General features: G+C 73.9%; 15 protein-coding genes. 6 read left to right on the forward strand and 9 right to left on the reverse strand.

Annotated elements, in window-relative coordinates; translation table 11 throughout:
* Positions 1–12: 12 nt before the first annotated feature.
* Complete coding sequence (locus Ae505Ps2_RS15850) at positions 13–1,392, reverse strand: ParB/Srx family N-terminal domain-containing protein (RefSeq protein WP_212567637.1); 1,380 nt, start codon at positions 1,390–1,392, stop codon at positions 13–15.
* Between the two features lie 122 nt (positions 1,393–1,514).
* On the reverse strand, positions 1,515–2,813 hold the full coding sequence (locus Ae505Ps2_RS15855) for an MFS transporter (protein WP_075550131.1): 1,299 nt from the start codon (positions 2,811–2,813) through the stop codon (positions 1,515–1,517).
* A 53-nt stretch (positions 2,814–2,866) separates the two neighbouring features.
* On the opposite strand from Ae505Ps2_RS15855, the gene Ae505Ps2_RS15860 reads away from it, so the two are divergent.
* Positions 2,867–3,397, forward strand: a complete 531-nt coding sequence (locus tag Ae505Ps2_RS15860) for a GNAT family N-acetyltransferase (RefSeq protein ID WP_212567638.1) — start codon at positions 2,867–2,869, stop codon at positions 3,395–3,397.
* 132 nt (positions 3,398–3,529) lie between these two features.
* The gene (locus Ae505Ps2_RS15865; RefSeq protein ID WP_075307185.1) at positions 3,530–4,909 is read left to right on the forward strand and encodes an amino acid permease; all 1,380 of its coding nucleotides are present in this window, start codon (positions 3,530–3,532) and stop codon (positions 4,907–4,909) included.
* On the opposite strand, the gene Ae505Ps2_RS15870 is transcribed toward Ae505Ps2_RS15865, so the two are convergent.
* Together Ae505Ps2_RS15870 and Ae505Ps2_RS15875 are read right to left on the reverse strand one after the other, a co-directional pair.
* Positions 4,878–5,096, reverse strand: coding sequence for a DUF2945 domain-containing protein (locus Ae505Ps2_RS15870; protein WP_020622397.1), 219 nt, complete (start codon positions 5,094–5,096; stop codon positions 4,878–4,880). The two genes, Ae505Ps2_RS15865 and Ae505Ps2_RS15870, sit on opposite strands and share 32 nt — an antisense overlap.
* 50 nt (positions 5,097–5,146) lie before the next feature.
* Positions 5,147–7,126: a M13-type metalloendopeptidase gene (locus tag Ae505Ps2_RS15875; protein WP_075333582.1), complete on the reverse strand. Its 1,980-nt coding sequence runs from the start codon at positions 7,124–7,126 to the stop codon at positions 5,147–5,149.
* Between the two features lie 374 nt (positions 7,127–7,500).
* Between Ae505Ps2_RS15875 and Ae505Ps2_RS15880 the strand changes: the two genes are divergently transcribed.
* A complete protein-coding gene (locus Ae505Ps2_RS15880) occupies positions 7,501–8,433 on the forward strand; it encodes a TauD/TfdA family dioxygenase (protein WP_020622395.1) in 933 nt (310 codons plus the stop codon).
* A 3-nt stretch (positions 8,434–8,436) separates the two neighbouring features.
* Here the strand turns inward: Ae505Ps2_RS15880 and Ae505Ps2_RS15885 are convergent, their stop codons facing one another.
* The 3 genes from Ae505Ps2_RS15885 to Ae505Ps2_RS15895 are packed head-to-tail and all read right to left on the reverse strand — an operon-like array spanning position 8,437 to position 11,685.
* Positions 8,437–8,919 (reverse strand): hypothetical protein, encoded by a 483-nt coding sequence (locus Ae505Ps2_RS15885; protein ID WP_075550130.1) that lies wholly within the window; start codon positions 8,917–8,919, stop codon positions 8,437–8,439.
* A 19-nt stretch (positions 8,920–8,938) separates the two neighbouring features.
* The gene (locus tag Ae505Ps2_RS15890; protein WP_075307169.1) at positions 8,939–10,462 is read right to left on the reverse strand and encodes an AbgT family transporter; all 1,524 of its coding nucleotides are present in this window, start codon (positions 10,460–10,462) and stop codon (positions 8,939–8,941) included.
* Positions 10,459–11,685, reverse strand: a complete 1,227-nt coding sequence (locus Ae505Ps2_RS15895) for a threonine synthase (RefSeq protein WP_075307167.1) — start codon at positions 11,683–11,685, stop codon at positions 10,459–10,461. The genes Ae505Ps2_RS15890 and Ae505Ps2_RS15895 overlap by 4 nt, the downstream gene beginning before the upstream one ends.
* Before the next feature lie 150 nt (positions 11,686–11,835).
* On the opposite strand from Ae505Ps2_RS15895, the gene Ae505Ps2_RS15900 reads away from it, so the two are divergent.
* From Ae505Ps2_RS15900 to Ae505Ps2_RS15910, 3 genes are read left to right on the forward strand one after another with little or no spacing between them, the layout of a single operon-like run.
* Positions 11,836–12,291 carry a DoxX family protein gene (locus Ae505Ps2_RS15900; protein WP_075307165.1) on the forward strand — a complete coding sequence of 152 codons (456 nt, stop codon included), beginning with the start codon at positions 11,836–11,838 and terminating at the stop codon, positions 12,289–12,291.
* Between the two features lie 28 nt (positions 12,292–12,319).
* Positions 12,320–13,156, forward strand: coding sequence for a DNA-formamidopyrimidine glycosylase family protein (locus tag Ae505Ps2_RS15905; protein WP_020622390.1), 837 nt, complete (start codon positions 12,320–12,322; stop codon positions 13,154–13,156).
* Between the two features lie 52 nt (positions 13,157–13,208).
* Positions 13,209–13,577, forward strand: coding sequence for a hypothetical protein (locus tag Ae505Ps2_RS15910; RefSeq protein WP_020622389.1), 369 nt, complete (start codon positions 13,209–13,211; stop codon positions 13,575–13,577).
* Between the two features lie 94 nt (positions 13,578–13,671).
* On the opposite strand, the gene Ae505Ps2_RS15915 is transcribed toward Ae505Ps2_RS15910, so the two are convergent.
* Both Ae505Ps2_RS15915 and Ae505Ps2_RS15920 read right to left on the reverse strand, forming a co-directional pair.
* On the reverse strand, positions 13,672–15,051 hold the full coding sequence (locus Ae505Ps2_RS15915; RefSeq protein ID WP_233147591.1) for an MFS transporter: 1,380 nt from the start codon (positions 15,049–15,051) through the stop codon (positions 13,672–13,674).
* Positions 15,052–15,076: 25 nt separating this feature from the next.
* Positions 15,077–15,433 (reverse strand): hypothetical protein, encoded by a 357-nt coding sequence (locus tag Ae505Ps2_RS15920; RefSeq protein WP_020622387.1) that lies wholly within the window; start codon positions 15,431–15,433, stop codon positions 15,077–15,079.
* Between the last annotated feature and the right edge of the window lie 21 nt (positions 15,434–15,454).

The following is a 15,454-nucleotide window of genomic DNA, read 5'->3' on the forward strand; positions in this document are numbered from 1 at the left end:
CGTCGGTGACGCTCAGCCGACGACGACCGGGCCGCGCACCTCGTTCGGGGTGCAGGCCCAGCCTCCGACCCGCGTCCGCTCGGTGCTTCCCCGCACGACGACCGGCCCGGTCACCCGGGCCCCGCACACCTCGACGACGCGGGCCCGGGTCGCGGTCACCGGGCCGGTCACGTCGGACCCGCGCAGCACCAGGCTCGCGCCGCCGGTCACCGTGACCGGCCCGCGGACCCGCGCCCGATCCAGGCAGAGCACCCCCGAGCCGACGGTCAGCGGGCCGGTGTACGCCCCGGTCACGGTGCGGGTGCACGCCGGCGTGGCCGGGACCCGGTTGCGGGAGTCGACGGCGTAGGCGACCTTGCCGGGCTTCGGGTCGGTGATCGGGCGGGACAGGTCGCCGAACTCGCCCTTGTCGGCGGCCTTGCCGTCGTTCCAGCGGGCGATCCGGCCGAGCTGGTCCGCGGTCCGGCCGGGCGCGATCTCGGTGTCGCCCGGCGTCGAGGACATCAGCTGCGAGGCGTCCTTCACCGCGCGCAGGTACGAGGCCGGGTCGTGCAGGTCGTAGCGGCCCAGGTCGATCCGGGTGCGCAGCCAGGAGGCCCAGAAGAACTCCAGGTACTCCGGGGCGTCGGCAGGCGGGGCGTAGCCGATGTCGCGGGTGAAGTAGACGAGCCCGCGGTAGGGGTCGTCGGGCAGCAGCGCCAGCCCGATCCGGTCGGGGAGCTGCTGCGGGGTGATGGTGGTGCCGTCGGCGGTGCGCAGCCACACCCAGGACCGGGCCTGCATCTGCGTCCAGAACGCGGCCGGCGTCAGCCGGGACAGGTTCGCCTGCACCCGCATCCGGACCCGCACGTCGGGTCCGCCGTCGGCGGTCTCCAGCAGTGACGTCGTCGTGTGGTGGCCGTCGGTCAGGTACAGCGCGTTCCCGGGCCCGACGACGACGGTCTTCATCGCCGCGAGCGACGCCGGAGTCTCCGCACCGGTCGCGATCGTGCACCGGAACGACGACGGGTCGCGCAGCGTGGCGCCCGGTCCGGCCTCGGCGGCCTCGCCCCGCCCGTCGGCCTCGCACCAGTCGTCGAACCGCTTGTTCGGCGTGCCGCGGTCGGTGTCCTTCGTGCCCGCGTAGCGGCCCAGCTTGTAGTGGATCTGGTCGTGGCCGATGTTCGGCTGGGTGGGCCGCAGGTCGCGCAGGCGCACCTCCAGCAGGTCGCCCTCGCGGGCCTGCGCGGCGGACGGGGCGGTCGGTGGCACTGCGGACGGCACTGCTGTCTGTGCTGCGGACGGCACTGCTGCCGGCGCGGCGAGCGGCGCTGCGGTGGCGCCGGTCGTCGCACCCACGACGAGCGCCGCGACGGTCGCGACGAGGACGGTGCGGACGGCGGTTCGGGACACGGGCGCTCCTCGTTCGGGCCCGGCCGGTCCGGCACGGTGATCACCCGAACGGGGACGATCGCGGCCGGAGCGGACGCCCCGGCGACCACCCGGCGTCGTCGGGGTGGCGCGCGGGTGAACGATCACGCCGTCCCGGGCCGGGGCCCCGCGACCAGCTGCACCGCGGTCCCGGCGACGGGCAGCACCAGCAGCAGCGCCAGCGCCGCGCTCAGCCCGAGGACGGCGGCGAACCCGCCGATCGCCGCCGCCCCGATCCCGGCGCCGGTGAGGAAGCACAGCGTCGCGACCCCGATCGCGCCGCTGCGCCGGTCCTGCGGCACCGCGGCACCGACCGAGGCGATCATCGCGGGCTGGCCGGTGCCGAACGCCAGTGTCACCAGCATCGGGGCGAGCGCCAGCACCCACGGCAGGTGGGTCGCCACCCCGGCCACGCCGAGCACCAGCCCGACGACGGTCGTCGCGCAGGCCAGGGTGAGTGTCCGGTGTGCTCCGATCCGGGTCTGCAGGAACCCCGACGCCGCCGGGCACACCAGCGCCACCACCGCCGAGGGCACCAGCACCAGCCCGGTGGACAGCGGGCTCCAGCCGCGCTCGGCGAGCTCCAGCGGGATGCCCAGCAGCAGCGCGAACCAGCTGGCCGGCACCACCGACGCGCACAGCGAGCTGCGCACCACCGTCGCGTTCCCGACCACCCCGCGTGGCAGGAACCCGTCGGGACGGGCCCGCACCCACAGCGCCGTCATGGGCACGCCGACGGCGAGCAGCACCCCACCGGCGACGGCCGCGACCGCACCGGCGCCGGGCGACTGCACCAGCAGCACCAGGCCGGTCACCGCGGTCGCGACGATCACCGCGCCCGCCAGGTCCACCCGGGCGCCGTCGCCACGGACCACCGAGTGCCGCCACAGGTAGGGGAGGGCGAGCAGCGCCAGCGCGGGCAGTGCGACCGCGGCCCGCCACCCGCCCACCGTCGTCAGCGCCCCGCCGATCAGCGGCCCGAGCGCGGACAACGCGGCGGAGGTCCCGGCCAGCCGTCCCAGCGCGCCGCCGCGTCGCTCCGGCGGGATCCGGGCCGAGAGCAGCGCCGAGGCCAGCACCGGGATCGCCGCGGCTCCGATCCCCTGCACGATCCGGGCGGTCATCAGCAGCCCGAAGTTCGGCGCCGCCGCGGCGGCGAGCGCCCCCAGCCCGAGCAGGCCCGCTCCGATGCACAGCGGGGCCCGGATCCCGACGGCGTCGGCGAGCCGTCCGTGCACCGGCGTCGCCACGGCCAGCGCGACGGCGTACCCGCTGACCATCCAGGTCGCGGTCGCGGTCCCGACCCCGAGGTCGGCGGCCAGGTGCGGGAGCGCGACCGTCACCCCGGACGTCGACGTGCCGGCGAGGCCGAAGAGGAGTCCGAGCACGATCGACAGGAGCACACCGGCGATCCTCACCCGCGACGGCCACCGATGCACCGTGATTCCCTGTGTCCGTGCCGACCCCACCCCTCGTCCGCCCGGCGACCGCCGAGGACGCCGACGCCTGCGCCGCCGTCTACGCCCCCTACGTCCGCGACACCGCGATCAGCTTCGAGGTCGAGCCGCCCGGTCCGGTCGAGATGGCCGAGCGGATCGCGGCCGCCCAGGAGCGTCACGCCTGGCTGGTCGCGGTCGGTCCCGGCGGCGCGGTGCTCGGCTACGCCTACGGCGGGCCCTGGAAGTCCCGCGCAGCCTACGGGCGGACCTGCGAGGTCTCGGTCTACCTGGCCCCCGAGGCCCGCGGCCGGGGTGTGGGCCGAGCGCTGTACGAGGCGCTGTTCACCGAGCTCGCCGCGCGCGGCATGGTCGTCGCCGTCGCCGGGATGACCGAGCCGAACGAGGCGAGCGCCGCCCTGCACCGCGCGCTGGGCTTCACCGAGGTCGGCACGTTCCGCGGGGTCGGCTGGAAGCTCGGTGCGTGGCGCGACGTGACCTGGTTCCGGCGGGCGCTGGTCGAGGCCCCGCCGGACGGCCCCCGGGACTGAGCCCGTCGGGTTCGTGCGAGGATCACCGCCCGTTGCGCCACGCACCGCACCCGGCCCAGCCGGCCGGGCGCCGTGCCGGCGCGCCCCGCCCGCCATCCCGGGCCGGGGGAGCGGTACCGCACGGGGAGCACCATGGACGGCCTGCGCCGCGAACTCGACGGGCGCCAGATCGGCATGATCGCCGTGGGCGGCGCGATCGGCACCGGGCTGTTCCTCGGCTCCGGGCTCGCGATCTCCCTCGCCGGTCCCGCGGTGATCGTCGCCTACGTCGTCGCCGCGGTCGTCGCGCTGGTCCTGGCCTACGCGCTGGCCGAGATGGTGGTGCGCCACCCCGAGGCCGGCGGGTTCGGGCCCATCACCCAGCGCTACCTCGGGCCCGGCGCCGGGTTCGTGCAGCGGTGGATGTACTGGGCCGCGCAGGTCGTGAACATCGGCAGCGAGGTCGTCGCCGCCGGGCTCTACCTGACGTTCTGGTACCCCGACCTGCCGCTGTGGATCCCGGTCGTCGGGTTCTCCGTGGTGATGCTGGCGGTCAACGCGGGCGCGGTCCGCTTCTTCGGCGAGACCGAGTACTGGTTCGCAATGATCAAGGTGGTGACGATCGTGGCGTTCATCGCCGTCGGTCTCGTCGCGATCGTGTTCGGGCTGCCCGGGCAGGAACCGGTCGGACTCGGGGCGCTCACCGCGCACGGCGGGTTCGCCCCGAACGGGATCGGCGCGATCTGGCTCGCGCTGACCGTGGTGACCTTCTCGTTCCTGGGCACCGAGGCCGTCGCCGTCACCGCGGCCGAGTCGTCGGACCCGGTGCGCGACATCCCGCGGGCCGCCCGGCGCACCGTCGTGCGGCTCGCGATCTTCTACGTCGGCGCCATGCTGGTGGTGGTGACCCTGGTGCCCTGGAACACCGTGACCACCGGCGACGACGTCGGCGAGTCGCCGTTCGTGCGGCTCTTCGCCCAGGCCGGGGTGCCCGCGGCGGCCACGGTGATGAACCTCGTCGTGCTGACCGCGGCGCTGTCGGCGATGAACACCAACCTCTACGTGACCGCGCGGATGACCTACTCGCTGGCCCGCGACGGCTACGCGCCCCGCTCGCTGGCCCGGGTCAACCGGCACGGCGCCCCGCAGCGGGCACTCGCGCTGTCCGCGGTCGGGCTGGCCCTCGCGTCCCTGGTCTCGGTGTTCGCCGAGGCCACCGCGTTCCCGCTGCTCGTCGGGCTGGCCCTGTTCGGGGCACTGGTGACCTGGCTGCTGATCTTCGCCGCGCACCTCGCGTTCCGCCGGGCGGGCGCCGGTGAGGCGTCCCCGGTCCGCCTCTGGGGCGCGCCGTACACGACGGTCGCGGCGATGCTGTTCGTCGCCGCGGTGCTGGCGACGACGCCGTTCACCACCCAGTTCGCGACGGCGGCGCAGGCGGGTGTGCCCTTCCTGGTCCTGCTCGTCGTGGTCTACCTGGTGGTGCGGCGCCGCCGCCGGCGGGTCACGCCTTCCTCAGCTCCGAGTGGAGCTTGAGCACGGTCTGGCCGTCCTCCTGCTCCAGCACGTAGGCCGGGTTGTCCTCGGTCCCGTTCCGGGACTGCGTCGACCCGTTGATCGTCTTCTCGATCCGGTCGGTGGAGTGGTCCACCACCTTGCCGGTCGGGGTGCCGTTGCCCCAGTTCCAGGCCACCCACGTGCCCTTGGCGAACGTCTGCGTCATGGGGACGGATACCCCCGCGCCGGCCGGTCAACCCGGCGCGGGGGACCGTGTCACCAGATCCGGACGCGCCGGTCCGGGTCGGTGTAGAGCCCGTCGGACTCGGTCACCCCGAACGCCTCGTGGAAGGTGTCGAGGTTCGTGACGACCGCGTTGCACCGCAGGTCCGGCGGCGAGTGCGGGTCGGTGGTGAGCCGCCGGATCGCCTCCGCGTCGCGGGTCACCGCCCGCCACACCTGCGCCCACCCGAACAGCACCCGCTGCTCACCCGTCAGACCGTCGATCACCGGCGGCTCGAAGCCCTCGTGCGCGATCGCGTACGCCTTCAGCGCGATCGTCAGCCCGCCCAGGTCGCCGATGTTCTCGCCGACCGTCAGCGAGCCGTTGACCTTGTGGTCGGGCAGCCCGGCGGGGGACAGGCCGTCGTACTGGTCGATCAGCATCTGCGCGCGGGACTCGAACTCGGTCCGGTCGGCGGACTCCCACCAGTCGGTGAGGTTGCCGTCGCCGTCGTAGCGGGAGCCCTGGTCGTCGAAGCCGTGCCCGATCTCGTGGCCGATGACCGCGCCGATGCCGCCGTAGTTCGCGGCGTCGTCGGCATCGGCGTCGAAGAACGGCGGCTGCAGGATCGCTGCCGGGAACACGATCTCGTTGAGCCGCGGGTGGTAGTAGGCGTTGACCGTCTGCGGGGTCATCAGCCACTCGCCGTGGTCGACGGGGCCGCCTAGCTTGGCGTACTCGAAGTCGTGGCGCCACTGGGCCGCGCGACCCGCGTTGCCGAGCAGGTCGGCCGGGTCGATCTGCAGGTCGGAGTAGTCCTTCCAGGAGTCCGGGTAGCCGACCTTCGGTGTGAACTTGCCGAGCTTGTCCAGCGCCCGCTCCCGGGTGGCCGGGCTCATCCAGTCCAGGGTGGAGATCGACCGGCGGTAGGCCTCGACGATGTTGTCGACCAGCTCGGTGATGCGCTCCTTGGCCCGCGGCGGGAAGTGCCGCTCGACGTAGATCTTCGCGACGGCCTCGCCCAGCGCGCCCTCCACCAGCGACACCCCGCGCTTCCAGCGCTCGCGCAGCTCCGGGGTGCCGGACAGGGTGCGGCCGAAGAAGTCGAAGTCGGCCTCGACCAGGTCCGCGGAGAGGAACTCCGCGCACGACCCGGCGACGGTCAGCGCGAGCCACGCCTGCCACTGCTCCAGCGGGCGCCCGGCCCACAGCTCACCGGCGGCGGTGACGAAGCTCGGCTGGCGGACGATCACCTCGTCGTAGGCGTGCGCGGGCACCCCCAGCGCGGACTCCCACTCGGCCCAGTCGAAGCCGGGGGCAGCGGCCCGCAGCTCCTCGCGGGTCATCAGGGTGTAGGTCTTCTCGGCGTCGCGGTTGAGGACCCGGTCCCAGGACGCGTCGGCCAGCGCGGTCTCCAGGTCCATGACCTGCTCGGCGACGCGTTCCGGCTCGGCCAGCCCGACCAGCTCGGCGAGGCGCCGCAGGTGCTCGACGTACTTCGCCCGGATCTCGGGGTCGCCCTCGTCGCCGTAGTACGACTCGTCGGGCAGGCCCAGCCCGGCCTGGTTGAGGTTCACCAGGTAGCGGGAGGAGTCCTTGAGGTCGGTCGCGATGAACTCGCCGAACAGCGCGGCCCGGCCCTCGCGCTGACGCCGGCCGAGCACGGTCGCGAGCGCGGCCCGGTCGGTGGCGGCGTAGATCTCGTCGAGCAGCGGGCGCAGCGGCGCGGTGCCGAGCTCCTCGACCCGCTCGACGTCCATGAACGAGCGGTACAGGTCGCCGATCTTGCGGGCCTCGGTGCCGGGCTCCGAGGAGGCCGCGCACTCCTCCACGATCTCGTGGACCTGGTCCTCGGCCCGGTCGCGCAGGACGCGGAACGCACCGTCCTGCGAACGGTCGTCGGGGATCTCGTGGGTCGCCAGCCACCGGCCGTTCACGTGGGTGAACAGGTCGTCCTGGGGACGGACGTCCGGGTCGACCCAGCTGAGGTCGAGACCGGAGCGCTTCTCGGTCGGGGACTCGGTGGTCGTCATGGGTCCATCCTGCCTGCCGGGTGCGACGGTTTCGAGCAACCGACGCCGGCACGCCCGCGCCGCCCGGTCCGTCGCGGAAGTGGGGTGCTGCGAATCCGCTTACCCGGTAAGCGGATTCACAACCGTCACATCCTTGGGGCGGACGGGGCGGATCGGCGTCACCGAGTGGCGGCGGCACCGAGCGACAGCACCGAGCGGCGGCACCGAGCGGCGGCACCGTGCGGCGGCGGCACCGGGTACGAGCGCGACGGGCCGGTGCCGGCTGGTCGACTCCCCCGGGTCCGGGGCGGTGCGCGCCGAAGTTGACCGGACAGGTCACCGCGCAGTGGACGCCCGGTTGTCCACCACCGGACGGCGGACGCACCATCGCGGACGTGACGATCCACCTCGATGCGCCGGTCACCCGGCCCCGTTCCACACCCGCCGTCGACCTCCTGGAGGGTGAGCGCCTGCTGGCCCGCCTCCCGGGCGACGGGGCGGACCGATGTGGCGCGGACTTCGAGGCCTTCACCCTCACCCCGCTCGGGCGCACCCTGGGCGCCGAGATCACCGGTATCGACCTGCGTGACCGCGTCGACGAGGACCTGCGGGCCGAGCTGCACCGGGCACTGCTGGAGTGGAAGGTCCTGTTCTTCCCCGGCCAGCACCTCACCAGCGACCGGCAGCGCGAACTCGCGCTGCTCTGGGGCGACCTGGAGACCAACCCGATGCTCGACACCGGCGACGCCGCCGACGTCGTCCGTTTCGGCACCGGCAGGCGCACCTACGAGAACATCTGGCACGCCGACACCACGTTCCGTCCCGCACCGGCCATGGGCGCCATGCTGCGGATGGTGCAGACGCCACCGTTCGGCGGGGACACGGTGTGGGCCGACATGGCCGTCGCCTACGACAACCTCACCGACGAGGTGCGGGCGCGCATCGACGACGCCGTCGCGGTGCACGACATGGTGCCCGGCTTCGCCCGGTTCCTGGACCCGGAGCGGCTGGCCCGTGGCCGCGACCTGTTCCCGCCGGTGACCCACCCCGTCGTCCGGACCCATCCGGAGACCGGGCGCCGCACGCTGTTCGTGAACGCCTCGTTCACGACGGAGATCGTCGGGCTCCCGCGCGAGGAGTCCGACGCGCTGCTGCGGCACCTGTTCGCCCAGGCCCACGTGCCCGAGTTCCAGGTCCGCTACCGCTGGTCCGAGGGGACGCTCGCGTTCTGGGACAACCGGGCGACCCAGCACTACGCGGTCGGCGACTACCACCCGCACACCCGGGTCGCGGAGCGCGTCGCGATCGCGGGCGACCGACCCTTCTGACGGTCAGGAGGCCGCGCCGCCCCACCGGCGGCGGCGCGGCCGGTCGGCGGGCTCGTCCTCCATCGGGGCGGCGATCGCCAGCCGCCCGACCTGCTCGTTGAGGACCTTCAGGTGCACCCGGACGTCGTCGTGGGTCGGGTCCAGCACCGCCTGCTCGGCGATCTCCGCGGCCTGGTCGACCGACTGCTTCAGCGACGCCTTGGCCTTGTTCAGCCGGGCGGCGATCCGCTTGGCGGGCGGTTCGGTGAGCCGGAACCGGGCGGGCTCGATCGAGTCGCCGACGGCGGCCAGGCGCTGCACCGCCTCCAGCTCCGAGTCCAGCCGCTTGCCGATCTCGGTGAGCCAGGTCCGCACCTGCATCGCCGAGATCACCGTGGTGATCCGGTGGAAGCGCTGCACCTGCTCGGCGCACTCGGCCACGTAGGTCCGCCAGTACCGCGACAGCGGTGCGGGGGAGGGCTCGGATCCGGGGCGCAGGAGTGACACGCCCGCAGGCTACCGGTGCTCACCCGGCCAGCCGGATCGTCGTCCCCGGGCCGAGCGGCAGCCCCAGCAGGACGAACACGCAGAGGATGACCACCCACACCACGAACACCGGCACGACGAACATCGCCATCCGCGAGAACACCGCGCCCAGGGTGAACGAGCGGTCGTAGCGACGGCAGGTCAGCTGCAGCACGTACAGGTAGGGGTTCAGCGGCGAGATCGGGTTGGTGATCGCGTCACCGATCCGGTAGGTCGCCTGGATGACCGCCGGGTGCAGGCCCAGCCCGACGAACACCGGCACCAGTACCGGCGCCAGCACCGTCCACAGCGACGCCCCGGAGAACACCACCATCGCCAGCACCGAGCACAGCACCAGCGCGAGCAGCAATGCGCCGAGCCCGGTCAGGCCGATCGCGCGCAGCCCGGCCGACCCCTCCACCGCCAGCCACGTCCCGACCCCGCTCCAGGTGAACATCGCGATGAACTGGCCCGCGGAGAAGGCGATGACGACGAACCCGAGCATCCCCTTCAGCGACTCGGCCATCATCTCCGGCATGTCCGACGGGCGGGTCACCACGCCCGCGGCGATGCCGTAGGCCAGGCCGGTGACGAGGAAGGTCAGGAACAGCAGCGGGACGATCCCGTCGAGGAACGGGGAGTCGATCAGGGACCCGTCGTCGCCCTGCAGCGGGCCGCCGGGCACGAGCCAGGCCGCCAGCGCGCAGACCAGCCACACCGCGAGGGCGACGCCCGCCACCCGCAGCGCGCGCCGCTCCCGCGCGGTGACCGTCGTGTCCGGCTCACCCGCCGCGTCCGGCTCCGGGTCGACCGGGGGCAGCCCCGGCTCGACGCGGTGCGCCAGGATCCAGCCGAGCACCGCGGGCAGCACGAGCGCCGACACCGCCTGGAACCAGTAGTTCATGAGCACCCCGACGCCGATGTCCGGCGGCGTCCCCGGCGGCAGCACCGACTCGGTCAGCGCGGCCAGGTTCGCGTCCAGCGCACCGACGATCAGCCCGGAGCCGTAGCCGACGGCCGTCGCCGCGAACGCGCCGAGCGCCCCGGCGACCGGATGCCGCCCCACCGAGGCGAACGCGAGCGCCGCCAGCGGGGGGAGGATCACCATCGCCGCGTCGCCCATGAAGTGGCCCTGCACGCACAGGTAGGCCACCGCATACGGCATGAAGCGCCGCGGTACCCGGGTCAGCGCGATGTTCACCAGCGACCGCAGCAGCCCGGTGCGCTCGCAGATCCCGACGCCCAGCAGCATCGTGAGCACCACGCCCAGCGGCGGGAAGCCGATGAAGTTGTCCACCATGGTGGTGAGCAGCTGCCGCAGGCCCGCCACGGACAGGATGTCGCGGACCGGTTGTGCCTGCGGGGCGCCCGGCAGCTGCGCGGTCGCCCCGTTCGCGGCCAGCACCGCCGAGCCGACCCCGAGCAGCAGCAGGAGGATCCAGAACAGGAAGAACGGGTGCGGCACCCGGTTCCCGACCCGCTCGATGCCCCGGATCACCGGTCCGGGCCGGTACGCCGCGGTCACGGGATGCGCCCGTCGGTCGCCAGCACCGGCGCGTCGGCGGGCACGGTGTCGGGGTAGATCAGCCCGCTGCCGGTGTTCAGCACGACGACCGTCTCCGACCCGTCGAGCCAGCCCGACTCCCGCAGCCGGCCCGCCGCGGCGACGCAGGCCGCGCCCTCCGGGCAGATCCAGGTGCCCTCGTCGCGGGCGAGGGCGTGCTCGGCGGCGAGCAGCTCGTCGTCGGAGACGGCGACGGCGGTCCCGCCGGTGTCGTACACGGCGTCGAGGACGAGGAAGTCGCCCAACGCCTTGGGCACGGTGATCCCGAACGCGACCGTGTGCGGGTCGGCCGGGGCGGTCGACTCGCGCAGCCCGGCCTCGAACGCCTCGACGATCGGGGCGCACCCGGTGGCCTGCACCGCGACCAGCCGCGGCAGCGGACCGGAGATCCAGCCCAGCTCCCGCATCTCCGCCAGGGCCTTGTGGATCGCGATGATCCCGACGCCGCCGCCGGTCGGGTAGAGGATCACGTCCGGGCAGCGCCAGCCGAGCTGCTCGACGATCTCGTAGCCCATCGTCTTCTTGCCCTCGATGCGGTACGGCTCGCGCAGCGTCGAGGTGTCCTGGTATCCGGCCCCGTCGGAGTTGCGACGGGCGACGGCGTCGGCGACGAGCCTCCCGGCGTCGCCGATCAGGCCGTCGACCAGGTACAGCTCCCCGCCGGAGACGGCGACCTCGCGCCGGGTGATCTCCGGGGCGTCGACCGGCATCGCGATCAGCGCGCCGAGCCCGGCCCGCGCGGCGTAGCACGCCCAGGCGGCACCGGCGTTGCCGTTGGTGGGCATCGCGACCGCGCGGACGCCGAGTTCGGCGGCGCGGGAGACGCCGACGGCGGCACCGCGGGCCTTGAACGCCCCGGTCGGGATCAGGCCCTCGTCCTTCATCCGCAGGCCCGGCAGCCCGAGGCGGGCGCCGGCCCGGGGGAGCGGCAGCAGCGGGGTCATGCCCTCGCCCATCGTCACCACGTGCGCGGGGTCCCGTACGGGCAGCACCTCGTGGTAGCGCCACAGGTCCGGCGGGCGGGCGGCGATGTCGGCCGGGGTCACCAGGGTGCGGGCGCGGTCCAGGTCGTAGCGGGCGAGCAGCGGGGCGCCGGAGCCCGAGGTGCCCTGCACGGTGTCGGCGTCGAGGACCTCGCCGGTGCGGGAGCACTCCAGGTGGGACAGCGTCGAGAAGTCGGGCACGGGTCCACCTGATCGCCCGCCGTGCCGCGGCGCAACCCGGACGGCGACAGTGTCCCCGCGGGAAGTGACCGCGGACACGACTACGCCTTTCGGACGATCCGGTAGCCTCGGACTGCGAAAGCGTGAACGTTCAACGATCGAGAGGCATCCATGCGCCCGCTTCCCACGCCGTTCTCCGACATCGCACTCCTGCTGGTCCGGCTGCTCGTCGGCGTCGTCCTCGTCGCCCACGGTCTGCAGAAGCTCTCGAACGGGGTCGGCGGTGTCGCGTCGGGCTTCGCCGGCATGGGCATCCCGCTGCCGACGGTGTCCGCGCTGTTCGCGATCGCGGTCGAGATCGGAGGCGGCGTGCTGCTGCTCGCCGGTGCCGCGACGACCGTCGCCGGGCTCGTCGTCGCCGTCGAGATGGTGGGGGCCTACCTGTTCGCGCACCCCGGTCTGAACCCGTTCGTCGACTCGGGCGGCTGGGAGCTGGTCGGCGTGATCGCCGCGGGCGGACTCGCGCTGGCCGCGGCCGGACCGGGCCGGTTCTCGGTCGACGCGCTCGTCGCCGGACGCGGCCGCACCCCGGCCCGGCACGCGGTGGGTGTCTCATCGGGGGAGTAGGACCCGCCCCCGCGGGGGATCCCGCCGCATGCCCGAGGGACACACCGTGCACCGGCTCGCGCGGCTCCAGCGCCGCCGCTACGCGGGCCGGCCGGTGGCGGTGTCCAGTCCGCAGCGCCGGTTCAGCACCGGAGCCGAGATCGTCGACGGGCGGGTGCTGGTCGACGTGCAGGCCCACGGCAAGCACCTGTTCCAGCACTACGGTCCGGACACCACCGTGCACGTCCACCTCGGGCTGTGGGGCCGGTTCCCGAACCGGGAGCTGCCCCGGGAGCCGCCGCGCGGCCAGGTCCGGATGCGGATCGTCGGCGAGACCCACTACGCCGACCTGCGCGGTCCGGCCGCCTGCGAGCTGCTCGACGACGCCGGGGTGGCGCAGCTGCGGGCCCGACTCGGCGAGGACCCGCTGCGCGACGACGCCGACCCGGCCCGCGTCCGGGAACGGTTCGCCCGCTCCAGGGCCCCGCTGGCAGCGGTGCTCATGGACCAGTCGGTGATCGCGGGCATCGGCAACGTCTTCCGCGCCGAGACGCTGTTCCGTACCGGTCTGGACCCGATGACCCCGGCCCGTGACCTCGACGACCGGTCCTTCGCGCTGCTCTGGGACGACCTGACCGCGATGCTCCACGACGGCGAGCGGCGCGGCCGGATCGAGACGCTGCGTCCCGAGCACGACCCGGCCCTGCTGGAGCCGCCCGACCGCGGCGCGGTCTGCGCCAGCGTCGTCTACGCCTACCGCCGCACCGGACAGCCCTGCCTGGTCTGCGGCGCCCCGATCGCGCACGCCGAGGTCCGCACGCGGAACCTCTTCTGGTGCCCCGGCTGCCAGTCGGGATCCACCGCGCGGCCGCTCACCGAACGGTGACGACCGATGTCCGATCTGTCCTGTACCGGCCGGTAGCGGTACCGTTGGCGCCATGCTGTCGACCGGTCCCGTGCGTCCGGAGACGCGGCGCCGGCCGATCGTCCGGTGGGACGCGGCGCTGTCCGGGGCCGCGCTCGTCGTGACCGGGATGCTGGTCGCCCTCGGGATCTTCGGCGCCGTCTTCCTGGTCGCCTTCTTCGAGTACTGCCCGCCGCGCACGTGCAGCTCGTCGGCCGTGCTCGTGTCGGTCGGCGGCTCGCTGGTGGTCGCCGCGGCCGCCGGCGTGGCCGGTCTCGCCATGACCGTGCTGCGGGTCGTCGAACGTCGTCCGGCCTGGCCGTTCGCGCTGGCCACCCTTGCCGTGGCCGCGTCCGCCGTCGCGTTCGGCGCGGTCCACTACGCGAGCGCGATCGGGTACTGACCTGCTCGGGGGCCGATCCCCCGAGCGCGTGCGCCGGGCCGGGTCCCACGGCCCGTACCGGTGCGCGCTCCGCGGTGCCGCCGCGACCGGTCGGTCACCGTCGAGGGTCGACCGTCCGGTCGGTCGCCTTCGCCGCCTCTGCCGCCTCTGCCTCTGCCGCCGCAGCGCGCTGCGCGGTCCGGCGGAAGCCGATCGCGATCGCCGCCGACATCAGCATCATCACCGCGACCACCCACATCCCGGCCCGCGAGTCACCGGTCAGGTCCTTGAGCCATCCCGCGACGAACGGACCGACGAACCCGGACAGGTTGCCGAAGGAGTTGATCAACCCGATCCCGGCGGCGGCCCCGGCGCCGGTGAGGAAGGCGTTCGGCAGCGACCAGAAGGGCGGGATCGCGGCGAAGACCCCGATCGCGCAGACGGTCACACAGGCCATGACCAGCAACGGCGAGTCCATGTACAGCGCGCCCGCGATCGCCACCGCCCCCACGACGGCGGGGACGGCCACGTGCAGCGGCCGCTCCCCGCTGCGGTCGGAGCGCCGGGCCCACAGCACCATCGTCACCGACGCGATCGCGTACGGCACCGCGGTGATCAGGCCGACCTCGACCAGCGAGTAGTCGGCGCCGAACTGCTGCTCGAACCCGGCGACGATCTGGGGGAGGAAGAACGCCAGGACGTAGAGCCCGAACACGATCCCGAAGTAGACGACCGACAGGGCCACCACCCGGCCGTCGCGCAGGGCGGCGGCGACCCCGCGGTCCTGCCCGGCCGCCGCCGCGTCCTCGGCGGCGATCCGCTCCTCCAGCGCGACCGCCTGGTCGGTGGGCAGCCACCGGGCCCGGGTCGGACGGTCCGGCAGCAGCCACAGCACCGCGATGCCCAGCAGCACCGCCGGGATGCCCTCGACGAAGAACATGAAACGCCAGCCGGCGTCGAAGCCCAGGGCGCCGTCGCCGATCGAGATCAGCCACGTCGACAGCGGCCCGCCGACCACCGAGGACAGCGGCACGGCCAGGAAGAACAGGGCGACGATCCGCGCCCGCTCGACCCTCGGGAACCAGTAGGTCAGATACAGGATGATGCCCGGGAAGAAGCCGGCCTCGGCGATGCCGAGCAGCACCCGCACGACGTAGAAGCCGATCTCGCCCTGGATGAACGCCGTCGACGACGCGACGACGCCCCAGGTCACCATGATCCGGGCGATCCAGATCCGCGCCCCGACCCGGTGCAGGATCACGTTGGACGGGACCTCGAAGAAGAAGTACCCGACGAAGAACAGCCCGGCGCCCAGACCGTAGGCGGCCGCGGACAGGCCCAGGTCGGCGTTCATCGTCAGCGACGCGAACCCGACGTTGACCCGGTCGATGTAGTTCAGCAGATAGGCCAGGGCGAGCAGCGGGATGAGCCGCTTCGTCGCCGTCCGTACGGCCGTCGAGACCAGCACGCCGTCCCCCTCCGTTGCGGTGCGCACGCCAGCGCAGTCTCGCCGCCGGAGGTCAGTCCTTCAACCAGGCGTAGGCGGTGTGCCGGGACACACCGAGCGCCGCCGCCATCGCGCTGACCTCGCAGCCGGCCTCGCGCCCGGCCCGCAGCAGCTCACGGCGACGCTCGCGCGGGGCGTCCGCGGCGGCCCGCAGCTGTTCGAGCACGGCCGCGGACTCGGCGGACTCCCGGCGTCGGCCCACCCCGGGCCGGGAGAACGCGCGCACGGCGTCGGCGTCCCAGACCTTGCGGCCGTCCGGGCCGGGGTCGGGCAGCGGGGGCGGTGCCTGGCCGCGGGAGACGTAGGAGTTCCAGGTGCCCACCTGCACGCCCCAGTGGGCGGCGCACTCGTCGCTGGTCCAGGTCGTCACGACAGGAGGGTGCCACGGTCC

Source organism: Pseudonocardia sp. Ae505_Ps2 (assembly GCF_001932425.1).
Lineage (GTDB): Bacteria > Actinomycetota > Actinomycetes > Mycobacteriales > Pseudonocardiaceae > Pseudonocardia.